At 47.9% G+C, this 17,546-nt stretch carries 16 protein-coding genes and 1 tRNA gene; 15 read left to right on the top strand and 2 right to left on the bottom strand.

Translation table 11 applies throughout. The annotated features are described in order from the left end of the window. Positions 1-22: 22 nt before the first annotated feature. The 6 genes from A1359_RS16980 (at position 23) to A1359_RS16955 (ending at position 8,154) form a co-directional block, all read left to right on the top strand. Entirely contained in the window at positions 23-796 is a 774-nt protein-coding gene (locus A1359_RS16980; protein ID WP_066985912.1) for an exodeoxyribonuclease III, read from the top strand. A gap of 113 nt (positions 797-909) precedes the next feature. Then, the gene (locus A1359_RS16975; RefSeq protein ID WP_066985909.1) at positions 910-2,214 is read left to right on the top strand and encodes a DUF3422 family protein; all 1,305 of its coding nucleotides are present in this window, start codon (positions 910-912) and stop codon (positions 2,212-2,214) included. Between the two features lie 130 nt (positions 2,215-2,344). After that, the gene (locus A1359_RS16970) at positions 2,345-4,237 is read left to right on the top strand and encodes an esterase/lipase family protein (protein ID WP_157200588.1); all 1,893 of its coding nucleotides are present in this window, start codon (positions 2,345-2,347) and stop codon (positions 4,235-4,237) included. A gap of 3 nt (positions 4,238-4,240) precedes the next feature. Further along, complete coding sequence (locus tag A1359_RS16965; RefSeq protein ID WP_066985904.1) at positions 4,241-5,395, top strand: hypothetical protein; 1,155 nt, start codon at positions 4,241-4,243, stop codon at positions 5,393-5,395. Positions 5,396-5,432: 37 nt separating this feature from the next. Beyond that, positions 5,433-7,208 carry a mechanosensitive ion channel family protein gene (locus A1359_RS16960; RefSeq protein ID WP_066985901.1) on the top strand — a complete coding sequence of 592 codons (1,776 nt, stop codon included), beginning with the start codon at positions 5,433-5,435 and terminating at the stop codon, positions 7,206-7,208. Positions 7,209-7,215: 7 nt separating this feature from the next. Then, a complete protein-coding gene (locus A1359_RS16955) occupies positions 7,216-8,154 on the top strand; it encodes a transporter (protein WP_066985898.1) in 939 nt (312 codons plus the stop codon). Positions 8,155-8,462: 308 nt separating this feature from the next. Here A1359_RS16955 and A1359_RS16950 read toward each other — a convergent pair whose 3' ends face one another. Then, the gene (locus A1359_RS16950; RefSeq protein WP_066985895.1) at positions 8,463-9,128 is read right to left on the bottom strand and encodes a hypothetical protein; all 666 of its coding nucleotides are present in this window, start codon (positions 9,126-9,128) and stop codon (positions 8,463-8,465) included. A gap of 448 nt (positions 9,129-9,576) precedes the next feature. Here A1359_RS16950 and moaB point away from each other — a divergent pair, with 448 nt between their 5' ends. From moaB to A1359_RS16905, 9 genes are all read left to right on the top strand, one after another. Next, on the top strand, positions 9,577-10,098 hold the full coding sequence (moaB, locus tag A1359_RS16945) for a molybdenum cofactor biosynthesis protein B (protein ID WP_066985892.1): 522 nt from the start codon (positions 9,577-9,579) through the stop codon (positions 10,096-10,098). Then, positions 10,098-10,475: a DUF423 domain-containing protein gene (locus A1359_RS16940; RefSeq protein ID WP_066985889.1), complete on the top strand. Its 378-nt coding sequence runs from the start codon at positions 10,098-10,100 to the stop codon at positions 10,473-10,475. The genes moaB and A1359_RS16940 overlap by 1 nt, the downstream gene beginning before the upstream one ends. Positions 10,476-10,521: 46 nt before the next feature. Continuing rightward, a complete protein-coding gene (pepN, locus tag A1359_RS16935; protein ID WP_066985886.1) occupies positions 10,522-13,164 on the top strand; it encodes an aminopeptidase N in 2,643 nt (880 codons plus the stop codon). Between the two features lie 49 nt (positions 13,165-13,213). Continuing rightward, a complete protein-coding gene (gene hisB / locus A1359_RS16930) occupies positions 13,214-13,807 on the top strand; it encodes an imidazoleglycerol-phosphate dehydratase HisB (RefSeq protein WP_066985884.1) in 594 nt (197 codons plus the stop codon). A gap of 38 nt (positions 13,808-13,845) precedes the next feature. Beyond that, positions 13,846-14,487 carry an imidazole glycerol phosphate synthase subunit HisH gene (gene hisH, locus A1359_RS16925; protein ID WP_066985881.1) on the top strand — a complete coding sequence of 214 codons (642 nt, stop codon included), beginning with the start codon at positions 13,846-13,848 and terminating at the stop codon, positions 14,485-14,487. Between the two features lie 99 nt (positions 14,488-14,586). Further along, a complete protein-coding gene (hisA, locus tag A1359_RS16920; protein WP_066985878.1) occupies positions 14,587-15,333 on the top strand; it encodes a 1-(5-phosphoribosyl)-5-[(5-phosphoribosylamino)methylideneamino]imidazole-4-carboxamide isomerase in 747 nt (248 codons plus the stop codon). Positions 15,334-15,369: 36 nt separating this feature from the next. Beyond that, on the top strand, positions 15,370-16,143 hold the full coding sequence (gene hisF / locus A1359_RS16915; RefSeq protein ID WP_066985875.1) for an imidazole glycerol phosphate synthase subunit HisF: 774 nt from the start codon (positions 15,370-15,372) through the stop codon (positions 16,141-16,143). Continuing rightward, complete coding sequence (gene hisI, locus A1359_RS16910; protein WP_066985872.1) at positions 16,140-16,526, top strand: phosphoribosyl-AMP cyclohydrolase; 387 nt, start codon at positions 16,140-16,142, stop codon at positions 16,524-16,526. Before hisF ends, hisI begins: the two co-directional genes overlap by 4 nt. 8 nt (positions 16,527-16,534) lie before the next feature. Beyond that, a tRNA-Thr gene (locus tag A1359_RS16905) sits at positions 16,535-16,610 on the top strand. A gap of 168 nt (positions 16,611-16,778) precedes the next feature. Here A1359_RS16905 and A1359_RS16900 read toward each other — a convergent pair. Further along, positions 16,779-17,465 (bottom strand): phospholipase D family protein, encoded by a 687-nt coding sequence (locus tag A1359_RS16900; protein WP_066985870.1) that lies wholly within the window; start codon positions 17,463-17,465, stop codon positions 16,779-16,781. Positions 17,466-17,546: the final 81 nt, after the last annotated feature.

Here is a 17,546-nt window from a genome sequence, read left to right as displayed (position 1 = left end):
AAGTCTCTAATTCCTCTTCTCTATGCGCATTATTTCCATCAATCTCAACGGCATCCGTTCCGCCGCCAGCAAAGGGTTTTATGACTGGCTGGACAAACAAAATGCAGACCTCGTTTGCATGCAGGAACTGAAAGCACAAGCCGCCAATATGACCCCACAAATGCTGCAACCCGCTGGCTATTTTGGTTATTTCCATTATGCTGAGAAAAAAGGCTACAGCGGTGTCGGGATTTACAGTAAACGTCCAGCAGATAAGGTCATCGAAGGTTTGGGCTATGCCGATATTGACGCCGAAGGCCGCTATCTGGAAGCGCAGTTTGGCAATTTATCGGTGATTTCTTTATATCTGCCGTCCGGCTCCAGCGGTCCGGAGCGGCAAGCCATCAAATTTAGTGTGATGGATCGGTTTTATGTGCATTTGGCGAATTTACAAGCCAGCGGCCGCGAGGTGCTTATTTGCGGTGACTGGAACATTGCCCATCAACAAACTGACTTAAAAAACTGGCGCGGTAATCAGAAAAATTCCGGCTTTCTACCTGAAGAACGCGCCTGGTTTGGGCAAATGTTAAGCGAACAAGGCTGGGTGGATGTGTATCGCCGTCTGCAGCCGGATGCGACCGATGCCTGTTACACTTGGTGGAGTAATCGCGGTCAAGCTTGGGCAAACAATGTGGGTTGGCGTATCGATTATCAAATTGCCACGGCCGCACTGGCTTCAACCGCGATTTCCAGTTGCATTTATAAAGACCAACGTTTCAGCGATCATGCACCTTTGATTATCGACTATGCTGACTGATTTATGAAAAGCCAGATCACAGTCGATAGCTTGCGAAAAACATGCGAGCTTTGTGTAGGGGTGAAATGGATCGCCCAGGAAAATAATAACCCCCAATATTGACCAGAATCTCCGTGACTACCTTATATCAAATCCCTCAAAATCATCCGCAACGGTTTGTGCTGCATAACGAAGTGCATGCCAGGGCTTCGTCTATTCTGAGTTTGCCGGTTAGAGCTAGTTATCTGGCCTTGTCGCTATCCAGTGATGAAAAAATGCAGGAGCGTAAACATCTGATAGCACTCTGCGAACGTTTCGGCGCTGCCCCGCCCGATATTGATGCCGATCACTTTAGTGCCAACTTTGATGCATTTCAAATGAGCTGGGAGCAACACGGCGAATTTAGCAGCTATACCTTTTATGCTTACGACACCATCATTGAGCCCTTTAAAGATACTGCTTTAAAAAAAGTACCGGTTGACTGGTTGTCGCAGATAGGTGGCAAAGTAATCGTGGCCGCCCACGCCAGCATAGTCCCGGCAGTCGATGTTAAGTTTCAGGATGAAATGGACTTATCGCCTTTATCCGCATATTTCGCGGGTAATCCGATAGTCGGCTCTAAAGTGACCGGTGGCGCAGCCTGCGTGTTTACCGATTTTCGGATTCATGTGGATGGCTTCAGCCGTTTTCTGGTGGTCAATCATGATTTAAGAACCGCCCAAGCCGGACGCTTGTTACAACGATTGTTTGATATTGAAGTCTATCGAGTCATGGCTCTGCTGGCCTTCCCTATTGCCCGCAAACTGTATCCGGAACTGAAGAAGGCCGATAGGCAGTTGTATACCATCACCAACTCCATGACTCAGCCGGACAATGATGACGCCTTATTACTGGATGAATTAACCGCATTGGCAGCGGAAGTCGAAAACCATATTTCCACCCATCATTTTCGCTTTGTCGCCGCCAGCGCTTATTATCAACTGGTTGGACAGCGCCTGGAGGACTTACGTGAAGTGCGGATTCAGGGCATACAAACCTTGGGTGAGTTTATGAAGCGGCGGTTAGAACCGGCTATGCATACCTGCAACTCTATCTCTCATCGCTTCACGTTGATTTCCGAACGTGTCAGCAATGCCAGCCAGTTATTACGCACCAAAGTCGATATTATTATCGAACGACAAAATCAAGGCTTGTTAGCGTCTATGGCTTTGCGGGCAAAAATGCAGTTACGCATGCAGCAAATGGTTGAAGGCATTTCCATGGTCGCCATTACCTATTATGCCGCCAGCCTTATCGGAAAAATTGCCGAAGCCTTGCATACACTGGGTTGGCATGTCAATGCAGAGCTGATTGAAGGCGTGTCGATACCTTTTATTTTGATCATCATCGGCATCAGCAGCAAACGTATTCATAAAATCATTGCGAATACCACCGAATAAATTGTCGGCCATCAACTTGCATCACGTTCGCCCTTTACGCAAAATAAACCTCAAGTATTAAATAGACACAAACCAAAATATGTATTTTTTTATGACTTTTAAACACCTTCCGCTAAAAAAGCACCTCCTGATGCCTAGCCTTACTCAGGTACTGCTGATTGGTGGCTTCGCGTTGATTGCCACAGGTTGTTCGAACCCCATCAGCGTAAAGCATGTCGACATCCAGACTGCTTATAGCCTGCGATCAGAAAGTGCGCTTTCGGTAAGCAAGCCATCAGAAGCCTCAAAAATGCTACTTAGACGCCAAGGCATGCTGGATCGATTTGAGGCTGAACCTGATGTGGTACTGGCTGAATTACATGCAAACTTAAAACCTGATGATGAGGACAGCCTGTTTGCACTGGCCGAATTGTCGTTTCTGCATGCAGAGCGTACTGAGGAGCGCGCCTATTATTTGGCATCAGCCGTTTATGCCTGGGCACTACTCTATCCAGAAGAGGGCAAGAGTATGCAAATTTTGCCCTCGGACCCAAGGTATCGGCTTAGCTATGCACTATACAATCAAGCCATAGCGCTGGGGTTGGCGGTAGACGATGATGACGCAGAAGAAAACGAAGTCCGTCTGCAGGCTGGTCATTATGAACTGCCATTTGGCACATTAGAGGTGAGCCTGGATGAATCCGGCATGTCGTGGGGTGGATACCCGCTGGACCGTTTTATTTCAACAAATTCTCTGGAAGTTGAAGGCCTGAGAAATCGTTACCTTAAACCCGGCATCGGTGCGCCATTGGCGGCCAGCCTGGCAAAAACACATTCCTCCGAAAAAAAGCTGGGGGCTGATCGCCTCGGACCGTACACAAAAGTCCCCGTCACCGCACTGTTGAATTTTGATAATGCACGTGCCAGTCTGCAAAATGGCAATATGAACGGACGTATAGAAGTTTACGCAGAAGATCAGGCCTCAACAGTGTCGATTAATGGTAAAAAGCAGCCTATCGAATCCGACACGACTGCCGCGCTTGCCTATCAACTGAATGATAGCCCGCTTTATGCAATGGAAATTGCCGGTTTCTTTCGTGGATCGGTTCTCACCAGTGGTCTAATTCCAAAAGATCGGGCGCAGGATGGTATTTTTTTTATGCACCCCTACCAAGTTGGGAAAATTCCACTGGTATTAGTGCATGGTACTGCATCAAGCCCTGCACGCTGGGCCGAATTAGTCAACGAACTGAATGGCGATCCAAAAATCAGCGAACGCTTTCAAGTCTGGTTATTTATTTACGACAGCGGCAGACCCGTTGGCTATTCTGCAGGCCGGCTGCGCGAGGCTCTGACGAATACCATGCATGAACTCGACCCCGAAGGCAAAGACCCGGCACTACAGCAAATGGTTGTCATAGGCCACAGTCAAGGTGGCTTGTTAACCAAGCTCACTGCCATTGACAGTGGGACGAAATTTTGGGATCACATCAGTGACAAACCCTTCGAGCAAATGCAGCTTAGCCCGGAAGCCCGTAAACTCATTGAGCAAGCTGCGTTCTACACGCCGTTGCCTTTCGTCAAGCGCGTAGTGTTTATTTCGACACCGCAACACGGCGCCATGCTAGCCGCATCCCAAATAGTGACAGGGCTAGTTGCAAAACTGGTCACTCTGCCTTTAACGCTAGTAAATACTACCGCCCAATTGGCAAAAATGGCCGCTGCATCGGGCGATGAAAAATTTGTTGCCATGTTGAGCAGACCTATGACATCTGTTGACACGATGAACCCGAACAACCCCGCTCTGCAAATTTTGGCATCCATTCCCGTTCCAGCCAATATTCCGGCGCACTCGATTATCGCAGTCGAAGGCGAGGGCCCCATAGAAGACGGTGATGATGGTGTAGTGGCGTATAAAAGCGCACACATTGACGAAGCGGTTTCTGAGCTGGTGGTTCGTTGGGGCCACTCCTGTCAGGATCAGCCCGAAACCATAGAAGAAGTTCGGCGCATTTTGTTTGAACATCTAACCACGGTGGAATAAACAATGAAAGCATTATACTCGGGGATGGCTGAATGCCTTTATCGCCCATCCGTCAATATTCTCAATGCCGCCCGGATCAGACTTTTCGGCTGGACAGTGATTATGACTATTATATCGACGATAACCGGTTGTAATTCTTTTGGCCCCGATGCACTAAGAGGCACTCATCCCTTATATAACGACGCCATCGTTAGCAGCATGAACGACCAGTTCATCCAAAATATCGTGCGATTGCACTACCGGGATCCGACCTTCTTTCTCGATGTCGCCAGCGTAACGGCCTCCATGAAGCTGGATATGGGCGGCGGGCTGGATCAGTCGTCCGTCGGACTAAACGGCGGTGCTGATATCATGCAATACAGCCTGGGTGGCGCCTATAGCACGACGCCGACCATTTCCTACTCACCACTTCAGGGTGAAAGCTTCGTCAAAAGTGTGCTGAGTCCGATTCCCATCGATGTCGTGTTCGCGCTGAGTACTTCAGGTTGGAATGCGCAACGTGTGTTCGGTCTTTGTGTAGAACGCATGAACGGCATAGAAAATGCACCGAATGCCTCAGGCCCAACCCCACAAAAAGCACCCGAGAGCGGGCGCGATTTGAAGCGACTCATGCAACTGGTCGAGGAGGTATCTATCGACCACCTTATCGCCCCTCGCACAGACCCAAAAACCAAGGAAACACAGCTGGAAATCAAGTCTTCTACTAAATTTGCCAAGCAAATTTGGGAAATCAAGGACTTACTGGGGCTTGATCAACAACGCCAGTTTTACCATGTCAACAGCGACTTTATAGCACCCAGCCCGGACACTATTTCGATACGCACCCGTTCGCTAATGAGTATTTTTTTCTATTTGTCACATCATGTGGATACGCCGCAAGCCCATCAAGACGCCGGATTAGTGACCATTACGCACAACCCGGATGGGTCGGTATTCGACTGGGGTACAACCGCAGCCGGCAGTATGTTTCACATTCGCCAAAGCAATGAGCAACCCGAAATGGCTTTTGTTGCAATACCTTATCGGGGGAACTGGTTTTATCTGGCTGACAACGACCTTGATTCGAAATCGACTTTCATGCTGCTGATGCAATTGTTTCGACTACAGGCCGGTGCCACGAAAGCGGTTGGTCCCACCTTAACCATTCCGGTGCACTAACATCGTTACTGTCGATTCACTTGCCGTGTGTATAAAAATGACCCATAAACCTAATCGACTTTTATTTCTTCCCCAACCTCTGTTTTTGGCAGCATGCCTGATACTTTGGGCGTTTTGCCTGAGTCCTGCTGATGCGGTCGATGAACTACCGCTGAAACCAGTAGATACCTCCAGCCCTAGAGCCACGCTGCAGGGCTTTCTGGAGCAAATGAATCAGAGCTACTCAAGCGGTATTGGGATGTTAAACGCGTATCTGGCCGAGTCGCAGCCCTACTTGACACCGGAAGAGATAGCCGTGTTAAAAGATGGCCTCCGGTATCAGAAATCAGCCCAACGAGTGCTGGATTTGAGCGAAATGCCATCAGACTTGAGCGAAGAATCCGCCCGGCGGCTTGCAGTTCAACTAAAAGAGGTATTGGATAGGCTAGATCTTCCTGCTATAGAATCGATACCGGATGAGCAGGCAATGGCCAAATCTGAATTCAAACGCTGGGTGATACCAAATACCGAAATCCGGATTCAGCGGGTCGAACAAGGACCCAGGGCAGGTGAATATCTTTTTACACCGGAAACCTTGAATCGCCTGCCGGAATTCTATGCCAACATTAAAGACTTACCCTATAAGCCCGGAGCGAGTGTTGGCTTCTTCGACTTTGCCAACTATAGTCCCGCAGGAGTCGCTCTAGCCTTGCATAAAATCGTGCCGACCCGTTGGCTGATTGATTCGCCTCGCTATCAGAATCGATTTCTATTGCTTGACCAACCAACATGGCGCTGGCTTGGCATCTTGCTGGTCATGGGCTGCGGGCTGATTTTTATCAAGCTGTGTTTCCGTCTTAGACGCTACTGGAAAGAGCGTTCAAGATTCTCTAAACAATGGGTCAACTTACTGCGCCCGGCTAGCCTGATGTTAGTGACTGCGCTGACCGCACTCATTTTGTCCAAAATATTGCGGATATCGGGCATCGTTTATGCTGTTGCCATACCGGGGTTGTGGGTCTTATTTTATTTCGCCTGGACTTGGTTGGTCTGGGCAGCCGGTAGCGCCATCGCTAGCAGCATGATGGCCAGAGAACGTATACGCATCGGCAGCGTCGACGGCCAACTGATTCTGATGGTGGTACGCTTACTCACCTTCATCGCAGCGGTGGCTATTCTTGTGTCTGGCGCGGATCATTTAGGCCTACCCGCCTACTCGTTGCTGGCCGGATTTGGCGTTGGCGGCCTGGCCGTGGCCTTGGCTGCTCAACAAACCCTAGCCAATCTGCTCGGCTCGCTCATCATTATGATTGAGAAACCCCTGGCAATAGGCGATTACATCAAGATAAAAGATGCAGAAGGTACCGTCGAGAAAGTAGGTTTTCGCAGCACCCGAATTCGGACGCTCTACAATTCTGTCGTCACCATCCCCAGCAGCCAACTGATCAACAGCAGCATCGATAATATGGAATTGCGCCAATATCGTCAGCTTAAAACCACCCTCAGTATCACCTATGACACCCCGGTTGAGAAAATCGAGGGCTTTGTGATGGCCATCAAACAACAACTTGAATCTTATCCATTCATCCGTAAAGATAATATCCAGGTGTTTTTTTACGAGTTTGGCCCTGCCAGTCTGGATATCTTGCTAAACTTTTTTATCAAGGCCGCTGACAGGAATGCCGAACTCATCTTTCGGCAGCAGATTCTGCTGAATATTTTGCGTTTGGCTGAAGATAGCGATGTGCAATTTGCGTTTCCTACCCAAACTTTACATATCAAAAGCTTGCCGGAAGAAACGGCTAGCCAACCCGTATCACAGCAATCAAACTAAGCCCTGCATGGACAAGACTCATTCGGCATTCAGCGATCAACGCATTGTTAAACGGCTAGCGCTGTTAGCTTTGAGCCTAGTCAATTATCAGGCCCAAGCCACGGACATGGATCCCCGTTCTTATTCCAATATTCCGGTAGGTCTTAATTTCTTGGTTGCCGGTTATACTCATACCACTGGCAATGTATCATTTGCCCCCTCGGTGCCGATCGAAAACGCCAAGATCAACATTGATAGTGCCATTTTGGCTTATTCCCGTTCTCTGGATATTTTCGGTAAGTCCGGCAAGGTCGATTTTATCCTGCCTGGGGCTTCACTATTTGGAACGGCCGATGTTCTTGGGCAATCCCGTGAGCGAGACGTTGGCGGTTTGGCTGATCCTGTCGCGCGCTTTTATGTGAATTTTTACGGCGCACCTGCGCTATCGGTTAAAGATTTTGCTGCCTACAAACAAGATCTTATTGTGGGTGCAAGCCTTGCCGTGACGGCACCCGGCGGTCAGTATGATGAGACAAAACTAATCAACCTTGGCACCAACCGCTGGGCTTTTAAACCTGAGCTAGGTCTTTCCAAGGCCTGGGGGCCTGTAACTGCGGAACTCGCCGCCGGCGCTTATTTTTTTACTGACAACAATCAACCCTTTCAAGGCGATAACCTGCAACAGGCGCCGCTTTTTACCGCACAAGGACATCTTATTTACAATTTACATCCCGGAATTTGGGCTGCATTCGACGCTAATTATTATAGTGGTGGCTTGATCACAAAGGATGGCAAATCAGCTGATAATAGCCTGGAGAATTGGCGAGTGGGAGGCACGCTGTCGGTTGCTGTTCAACGCCATCATTCGATCAAGCTATATGGCAATACCGGCATTTACAGTCTAACCGGCGGTAATTTCGATACCATAGGCGTCGCTTGGCTATATCGCTGGGGCGAAGGTTTTTAGTAAGCTTCTAAAAAATACTAAAACACACTGAAAACCTAGCGCGTGCATGCGCTCTACAACTTTTGGCCTCCAGAGCTTTCTTCGCGGCAGTATCAGAAGACTAAGCTCTCGCCAACATCTATAAATTGCTGTTGGGTTTTATACAGGGTGCGGTTAGCTACGGCTGCAAGGTTTGCTAGCCATAAAGGGCTTTTCAGTGAAGGGGTTAATAATTAAACAGATTGTGTTTTTCACAGGGAGTGGACCCAACATATCCATATGCTGGGTAGCCCATAAAAATCAAACTACCATCAAGAATGGCGTTTTATTTAAGCTGTAATATTGCGACGACGTGATACTAAAACACCAGTCAAAACAGAGCCGAATAACCAAAATGCACCTGGGACAGGCACTACAGCAGTTGTTGCAGCGGACAGACTCATTTGTGTTTTTTCTACAAATGCATAAGAACCAACATTAGCCTGAGCAAACAAAAGGTTTTGAATTTTTACTGTGGCTGATTCTGCTGAATTTAGCGTTGTACTGTTTGATGCGCTCCAGTTAGTAATCTCCAACGAATTCAGATCATCAAATTTTACGTCTAATGCTGCAGACGGTGTGATTGCCTGGGGAGTGCCGTTAAAATAACTATTACCGGCTACCTTAACCGAACCATCTCCAATGACGAAATAATCGCCTTGTTCAAATGAGCTTAATCCTGTCAGAGTGTAACCCATTTTTGCGGTGATATTAATGACAGGTGTTGTTGCACTTTTAAAGCTCAATCCTCCATCGTTACTTACAGCGGAAAAATTGATTGGATCAAAGTTCAAGGTGTTACCAGTCGCCCAAATATTGCCGATTAATGCGCTCAAACCAGTATCGTCATAGCTGAAGTCTACCGTTGCTCCTGAAATAGACACTATTGCAGCATTAACGCCCGTACTGGCAAGTGCCAAACCTGCAGCAGCGAGGGCTATTTTTAATTTCTTCATGGTTAATTATCCTAAATTTTAAATTTGAGAGAGTTGTAAAAAGTAAATCATTTTGCTTTTCGGCCCACAGCCTCACTAAGCCTAAACGTCGTGCCTTTCAACTATATTAACAGCTTGCTAACATTTATTCTAACGCCCTTTATTTCAAAAAAATAAAAAATCTTTGAAATAATGAAGCCATATAAAGCCTCTATCACCCGAATACGACTTATACGCGTGTCATATGACGTATTGATGACAAGAAAAATCAATACTTCGCTTTTTATAACACAACGTACTTTTATGGAAACAGGCAGCTCATCATACAAATCAATGACCAATCCACAAGCGATTTAACCCAATTTTAATCAGATCAAACCCTAAAAGTTTTCTAACATCCAAAATTACAACACTTGCTAGTCAGTACGTGGTTCCTTAGAATGCCATCAACACTTTTCAGGAGAAACTGGTGAGCGAGACTCGCGAATTTAAACCTTTAAACATAGCGGTGTTGACCGTGTCTGATTCCCGCACCGAGGCCGACGATGTTTCAGGCTCGGTCTTGGTTAGCGGCCTAACCGAAGCCGGACATCATTTAAATGATAAAAGAATTGTTGCAGACGATATTTATCAAATACGCGCAATCGTCAGTCAATGGATAGCCGACTCCAGCATTCACGCCATCATCAGCACTGGCGGCACTGGTGTAACCGGCCGCGACGGCACCCCGGAAGCCATCACCCCTTTACTGGATAAGGTGCTGGATGGTTTTGGCGAAGTATTTCGCATGCTGTCCTACCAGGAGATTAAAAGCTCCACCATGCAATCACGCGCCATTGCCGGCGTCGCCAACGGCACTTACATTTTCTGTGTGCCTGGCTCATCCGGCGCCTGCCGCACCGCATGGAATAGTCTTATCAAGGATCAGCTGGATTACCGCACCCGCCCCTGTAACTTAGTGCAGCTGATGCCGCGCTTGCTGGAGAAATAATGCAATCACGTTTTCTATTTTTTGCCGCAATCGCCGGTTTTTTGGGCGTTGCGATGGGCGCTTTTGGCGCGCATGGTTTAAAGTCCGTACTGTCTGAGCATCACTTGGACGTTTACAAAACCGCGGTAAACTACCAAATGTGGCATGCATTGTTGCTGGCATTCATATCGATGTTGCCGCCGCATAAATGGCTAAATTGGGCCAGTTGGTGCTTGGTCGCTGGGATGCTGTTGTTCTCCGGCAGCCTGTATTTACTGGCTATCTTTAACATAGGTTGGCTAGGCATGATCACCCCGTTTGGCGGCTTAGCATTTCTGATGGCTTGGGGCTTGTTAGCCTGGCAAGCATATCAACAGCACAAAGCAGCCCAATCCTAAGCAGACTTTTTAGTTAACTCCTGACCCTCAAGACGAGTCCAAACCCATGCGCGATGCGACCCCCCAAACCGTTTACCTAAAAGATTACACCCCACCTGAATATTTGATCGACAGTGTCGAACTGGACTTTGATCTGGATGCACAGCACACTCAGGTAAATTCTCGCTTAACCATGCGGCGTAATCCAGAAAGCGCAGCCGCTGGCGTTTCGCTGGTTTTAACGGGTGAAGAACTGGAGTTAATCAGCATTCAGTTGGACGGTAACCCGCTGACAGAGAGCGATTTCACAATTAACCTGGAAACCATGACGATACAGCAGGTGCCGCAACAGCGGGCATTTGTGATCAGCATAGAAAACCGCATCAACCCTAAAGCCAATACCGCGTTAGAAGGTTTATATCTATCCAGCAGCATGCTCTGCACACAATGCGAAGCGCAAGGGTTTAGAAAAATCACCTGGTTTTTGGATAGACCGGATGTAATGACCCGTTTCAAAACCACGTTAAGCGCCGACAAAACCCAATATCCGGTTTTACTTTCCAATGGCAATAAAATCGGCCACGGTGATCTGGCTAACAATCGCCACTGGGTCAGCTGGGAAGATCCCTTCGCCAAACCCTGCTACTTGTTTGCTTTGGTAGCCGGACAACTGGAATGTGTTTCAGACAGTTTTACCACAATGAGCGGGCGCGAAATTGCGCTGGAGATATTCGTCGAGCAGCACAATGTCGACAAATGCGCTCACGCCATGCAATCCTTAAAAAATGCCATGCGCTGGGATGAAGACAGCTACGGCCTGGAATACGATCTGGATTTATACATGATCGTCGCCGTTGATCATTTCAACATGGGCGCCATGGAAAACAAGGGCCTGAACGTATTTAACACCAAATTTGTGCTGGCCAGGCCTGACACCGCCACCGATAGCGATTACGAACATATTGAAGGCGTGATTGGTCACGAATATTTCCATAACTGGTCAGGTAATCGCGTCACCTGCCGGGATTGGTTCCAGCTCAGCTTAAAAGAAGGTTTTACCGTATTTCGCGATCAACAATTCACCGGCGACCGTACCTCGCAGGCCGTCAAGCGCATTCAGGACGTCAACGCCCTCAGAACCCGTCAGTTTGCCGAAGATGCCAGCCCGTTGGCGCATCCGATCCGGCCGGAAGCTTATATCGAAATTAATAACTTTTACACGCTGACCGTATATGAAAAAGGCGCGGAAGTCGTGCGCATGTTACAGACTTTACTGGGTGCTGAAGGTTTTCGGAAGGGCTGTGATTTGTATTTTCAGCGTCATGACGGCCAAGCCGTGACCTGCGAAGATTTCGTCAACGCCATGGAAGCCGCTAATGGCGTCGAATTGAGTCAATTTCGCCGCTGGTATTCGCAAGCCGGCACGCCCGTGCTGACGGTCAGTCAACATTACGATGCCGACGCCCAGCAACTGCATCTGACCATCCAGCAAAGCTGCCCACCCACACCGCATCAACCGGACAAAGCCCCCTTACACATTCCGGTAAAACTAGGCTTATTGGCGGCAGACGGTTCACCTGCAACATTTGTCATCAACGGCCAGCAACAAACTGACATCACCCTCAATCTGACCGAAGCCGAGCAAAGCTTTGTATTTGACGAATTAGCCGAAAAACCTGTGCTGTCTTTATTGCGCGGCTTTTCCGCACCGGTGAATTTAAACATGCCGCGCAGTCTGGAAGAGTTGGCATTTTTATTCAAACATGACAGCGATACCTTTAATCGTTGGGAGGCAGGACAACAATTGGTCGTGCAGGTAATTTTCGGCTTGATCGAAGATTTGCATAATCACCTGCCATTGCATCTTAATGCCTTGGTGGTTGAGGCTTTTCATAGTCTGCTGAATGCTGAAGCCGATGATTTATCCTATCAAGCCTTATTACTCACACTGCCGGATGAAAGTTATCTGGCCGGACAGATGACTGTCATCGATGTCGATGCCATCCATCATGCCCGAGAATTTGTCAAAACCACGCTGGCACATGCCTTAGAAGACGATTTTAATCGCGTGTATCTGATTCATCATCGCGATGAATCCGGTAAATTCGATGCCGATGCGATAGGCAGACGGCGGCTAAAAAATGCCTGCCTGAGTTATCTGAGTCAATTGGAATCCAGCGACAGTTACACTCTGATCTTGGCCCAATTCGAACAAGCGCATAACATGACTGATCAAATGGCTGCGCTATCAGTCATCGTCAACAGCCAACATCCGGCCAAAGCGTCTTGCCTGGATAAGTTTTACCAACAATGGCAACAAGAAGCCTTGGTGATCGACAAATGGTTTGCCTTGCAAGCCAGCAGTTATATGCCCAACACCTTTGCTACCGTCCAGGCATTGATGCAACATCCGGCTTTTGATATGAAAACGCCGAATCGCGTACGAGCCTTAATCGGCGCCTTCAGCCAAGCCAATCCGGTACATTTTCATGCCAAAGATGGTGAGGGCTATCGCTTTCTGGCTGACCAAGTACTAGCCTTGAATACGCTTAATCCACAAATCGCTTCCCGCATGGTGACAAGCTTAGCTCAATGGCGTCGCTACGACAAAGGACGCCAAAAATTGATGAAGCAACAATTGCAACGTATCGTCATGACGGAACAGCTTTCTAAAGATGTCTATGAAATTGCTAGCAAGAGTTTGGCGTAGTGGTCACAATCACGTAAACTAATGCTCAATTAAAACATTCATAGCCAGCATGAACCCACGCACAGCAGAGGTTGAACGCAACACCTTGGAAACCCAGATTAAGATTGCCATCAATCTGGATGGCAATGGCACTGCCTCTTTTAGCACTGGCCTGCCTTTTCTTGATCACATGCTGGATCAAATAGCCCGCCACGGCTTGATTGACATGGATGTAGTTTCAAAAGGCGATTTACATATCGACGCCCATCACAGTGTGGAAGATATCGGCATTACGCTAGGGCAAGCCGTTGCTAAAGCGCTAGGCGATAAAAAAGGTATTGTCCGTTATGGCCATGCCTATTGCCCACTGGATGAATCCTTGTCGCGGGTGGTGGTGGATTTTTCCGGCCGCCCCGGCTTGTTTTATGAAGTTGAGTTTAAACGCGCTTTCATCGGTAGCTTCGACGTGGATTTGTTTAAAGAATTTTTTCAGGGCTTTGTCAATCACGCGGGTGTTACTTTGCATATCGATAACCTGAAAGCCGGCAACGCCCATCATATAGCCGAAACAGTATTTAAAGCCTTTGGCCGCGCGGTGCGGATGGCGATTAGCCCAGACCCGCGCATGACTGGCATCATGCCATCTACCAAAGGTAGCCTATAATTTCTCTTAGCTGTTTTTCTACTTAATTTCACATTTTTATGTCAACAGTTGCCGTTATCGACTACGGAATGGGTAACCTTCATTCCATCGCCAAAGCCCTGCAACACGCCGATACCAGCGTCAATGTGCAAATCAGCGCCGATGCTCATGTCATTCAAGCTGCCGATCGGGTGGTATTTCCCGGTGTCGGCGCCATGCGTGATTGCATGCAGGCTTTACAAGCGCTTAAACTGGTCGACGTGATCAAAAACGTTGCCCAAGACAAGCCTTTTTTAGGTATTTGCTTAGGCATGCAGGCGCTATTAACTGATAGCGAAGAAAATGGCGGCATAGCCTGCCTAAATTTATTTCCCGGTCACGTGCGTCATTTTGCCGAACCGCTTTTCGATGAGTTAGACCACTCACTAAAAGTACCGCACATGGGCTGGAACCGCGTCAGACAAAAACCACACCCCTTATGGCAAGATATTGCTCAGGACAGCCGCTTTTACTTTGTGCACAGTTATTACGCCATCCCGGATAGTGAGCAGGACAGCATCGCCAGCAGTGCTTATCCGCAGCCATTTACCTGCGCACTGGCGAAAAACAATGTATTTGCCGTGCAATTTCATCCGGAAAAAAGTCAGACCGTTGGCCTACAATTGTTACAAAATTTTTTACGCTGGGATGGCGCGGCTTAATAGCTGACGCACGCGATTATATGTAAGACGACGCCGAAACGACCCGCATTTCGGCTTTTTTAACCTTTTGATAAATGATTTAACTACTGAGATTGAACTATGTTGTTGATACCTGCAATTGATTTAAAAGAAGGCAAATGTGTTCGCTTGCGCCAGGGTCGCATGGAAGAAAACACAATATTCTCCGACGACCCGGTCGCGGTAGCGGGTCGCTGGGTAAATGCAGGCGCCAGACGCCTGCATTTGGTAGACCTGGACGGCGCCTTCGCGGGTAAGCCTAGAAATGCCGAAGTCATCAACGCCATTGTTCGCGCTTATCCCAACGTACCGGTACAAATCGGCGGCGGCATCCGCGACGAAGACACCATACAAGCCTATTTAGAAGCCGGCGTGGAATACGTCATCATCGGCACCAAAGCTGTCAGCGAACCGCACTTCGTCCGCGACGTGGCCATTGAATTTCCCGGCCACATCATTGTTGGCCTGGATGCCAAAGACGGCAAAGTCGCCATCGATGGCTGGTCCAAACTATCCCGCCACGACGTCATCGATCTGGCGAAAAAATTCGAAGCTCAGGGCGTATCAGCCATCATATACACCGACATCTCCCGTGACGGCATGATGCAGGGTGTCAACGTTGAAGCCACGGCCAAACTGGCGCGTGAAATCACCATCCCGGTTATCGCTTCCGGCGGCATTACCAATATAGATGACATCAAGGCCTTGGGCGAAGTCGCTCACGAAGGCATCATGGGCGCTATTACCGGTCGCGCGATTTACGAAGGCACGCTGGACTTTGCCGAAGCGGAAAAACTCGCTGAATCGTTTGCCGATGTAAGCGTCTAATTCTCCGCACACTCACAACACAGCCAGCCAATATTCATGAGCCTTGCTAAACGTATTATTCCTTGCCTGGATGTCGATAATGGTCGCGTCGTTAAAGGCGTGCAATTCGTTGACATTCGCGATGCCGGCGATCCAGTGGAAATTGCCCGCCGCTACGACCAGGAAGGCGCAGATGAGATCACCTTTTTAGACATCACTGCCACCCACCACAACCGCGACACCATCGTGCATGTGGTCGAAGAAGTCGCCAGCGAAGTGTTTATACCGCTTACCGTAGGTGGCGGCATCCGCACACTGGAAGACATTCGCACCATGCTGAATGCGGGTGCCGACAAAGTCGGCATCAACAGTGCGGCTGTATTCAATCCGGAATTTGTCAAACAAGCGGCTGATAAATTCGGCTCGCAATGTATCGTGGTCGCCATAGACGCTAAAAAAGTCAGCCAACCGGGTGAAGAAAATCGCTGGGAAATATTTACCCACGGCGGCCGCAAACCCACCGGCATCAATGCCGTGGAGTGGGCGATTAAAATGAAAGACTTTGGTGCTGGCGAAATATTACTGACCAGCATGGATAGGGACGGCACTAAATCCGGTTTTGATTTAGCCCTGACGCGTGCCATCAGCGAAGCAGTCAGCATCCCGGTGATCGCCTCCGGCGGTGTCGGCAATCTGGATCATTTAGCCGACGGCATCATCGAGGGTAAAGCCGACGCAGTGCTGGCTGCCAGTATTTTTCATTTTGCCGAGTACACTATCGAACAAGCTAAATTACACATGCAGTCACGCGGCATAGAGGTACGCCTATGAACGACGCTTGGCTGAATGAAATCCAGTGGAGCGAAGACGGTTTAGTACCCGTTATCGCTCAACAGCATGACAGCGGCCGCGTGGTGATGTTTGCCTGGATGAATCGCGAATCATTGGCGCTCACTGTACAGGAAGGCTACGCGACTTATTGGTCACGCTCTCGCCAGCGCCTATGGCGCAAAGGCGAAGAGTCCGGCCATAGGCAAAAAGTTATAGACATGCAATTAGATTGCGATGCTGATGTAATATTGATTAAAATCGCCCAAGAAGGTGGCATAGCCTGCCATACCGGTCGCGAAAGCTGCTTTTATCGCAGCCTGAAAGACGGCGAATGGCAAACTACAGAACCCGTCCTGAAAGACCCAAAGTCCATCTACAAATAGCCCACAAAGCCGGCATAGCTCAGCAGGTAGAGCAGCGCACTCGTAACGCGAAGGTCGTAGGTTCGATTCCTATTGCCGGCACCATTTAAAACAATGACTTACGACAATTTTAAGGTCAGCTATTTTTAAAAATGTCGCAATTTTGTCGCACTTCAAAATAAATTACCTCGACAATCAGACAACAAAAAAGCCGGTAAGCCAACCAAGTCCACCGGCTTTTTTAGTGATTTTCCAGCAATGCTTAACGTCAGCTCATAATTTAAGATTTTCAGGCCATAAAATAATATGAGTTCCTTGCTCTGGCTCTCCTCCTGCTTCAATGCCCCTTGCTGTTAAAGCATAATGTCCTTTGATTCCTTTCCCGGTAACAAGCTTAATCAAACCTGAAGTTAGTAAATTTTCATTTAGTATTTTTTGTTCGATATGTCGCCTTTTAGCTAACTCATGAGTTGGGATTTTAGTTTGCAGTTCAGTTGACTTTATTGGCGTTGAAATTTTAAAAGAATTAGCGTTTCTTCCTTCGCTTATGCGGATAAGTCGCTGAACTTCTTCAAAAGCTTTGTTGTAAAGAATTAAATCGTTTTGACGACTAAATAAAACCCCCATTTCATTATTATTTTGTTGGCTGAATTCATAAAGATTCATACTTGTAACAATACAAAGCTCCTCGTTTAGGTAACATTTAGCATGTAAATTTTTGCAATAGCTAGCCCTAACATAAGGTAGATTATTTAACCAATTTATTACATCCGGCTTTGGTTCTTCTTTGCCGTACACAATCTGTACATCAATTTTTAAATTATTTTTATCGGTTATAAACTCTTTGATTCTATCGCTGAATTTTAAGTAAGGGCTAACAAGCAAAACCCTTTCTCGGGCGTTTTTAATTATTCGAGCAAGCCACATGTTCACGCTTTCAGTATCCAAAAACTCTGCCATATCGACTCCTTTTAAAATGTGTAAGCAAAGTATACATTCTTTTACACATGCAACTATGCCCGCAAACCCGCTTTACACCGT

This window comes from Methylomonas lenta (assembly GCF_001644015.1).
Lineage (GTDB): Bacteria > Pseudomonadota > Gammaproteobacteria > Methylococcales > Methylomonadaceae > Methylomonas > Methylomonas lenta.
Note: the sequence above shows the minus strand (reverse complement) of the source record. Positions and strands in the feature narration are given on the sequence as shown.

Bases quoted from the DNA above. Each gene is read 5' to 3' on its own strand.
- A1359_RS16980 (WP_066985912.1), top strand. From the start codon at position 23: ATGCGCATTATTTCCATCAATCTCAACGGCATCCGTTCCGCCGCCAGC.
- A1359_RS16970 (WP_157200588.1), top strand. From the start codon at position 2,345: ATGCCTAGCCTTACTCAGGTACTGCTGATTGGTGGCTTCGCGTTGATT.
- A1359_RS16965 (WP_066985904.1), top strand. From the start codon at position 4,241: ATGAAAGCATTATACTCGGGGATGGCTGAATGCCTTTATCGCCCATCC.
- A1359_RS16960 (WP_066985901.1), top strand. From the start codon at position 5,433: ATGACCCATAAACCTAATCGACTTTTATTTCTTCCCCAACCTCTGTTT.
- A1359_RS16955 (WP_066985898.1), top strand. From the start codon at position 7,216: ATGGACAAGACTCATTCGGCATTCAGCGATCAACGCATTGTTAAACGG.
- A1359_RS16950 (WP_066985895.1), bottom strand. From the start codon at position 9,128: ATGAAGAAATTAAAAATAGCCCTCGCTGCTGCAGGTTTGGCACTTGCC.
- A1359_RS16940 (WP_066985889.1), top strand. From the start codon at position 10,098: ATGCAATCACGTTTTCTATTTTTTGCCGCAATCGCCGGTTTTTTGGGC.
- pepN (WP_066985886.1), top strand. From the start codon at position 10,522: ATGCGCGATGCGACCCCCCAAACCGTTTACCTAAAAGATTACACCCCA.
- hisB (WP_066985884.1), top strand. From the start codon at position 13,214: ATGAACCCACGCACAGCAGAGGTTGAACGCAACACCTTGGAAACCCAG.
- hisH (WP_066985881.1), top strand. From the start codon at position 13,846: ATGTCAACAGTTGCCGTTATCGACTACGGAATGGGTAACCTTCATTCC.
- hisA (WP_066985878.1), top strand. From the start codon at position 14,587: ATGTTGTTGATACCTGCAATTGATTTAAAAGAAGGCAAATGTGTTCGC.
- hisF (WP_066985875.1), top strand. From the start codon at position 15,370: ATGAGCCTTGCTAAACGTATTATTCCTTGCCTGGATGTCGATAATGGT.
- hisI (WP_066985872.1), top strand. From the start codon at position 16,140: ATGAACGACGCTTGGCTGAATGAAATCCAGTGGAGCGAAGACGGTTTA.
- A1359_RS16900 (WP_066985870.1), bottom strand. From the start codon at position 17,465: ATGGCAGAGTTTTTGGATACTGAAAGCGTGAACATGTGGCTTGCTCGA.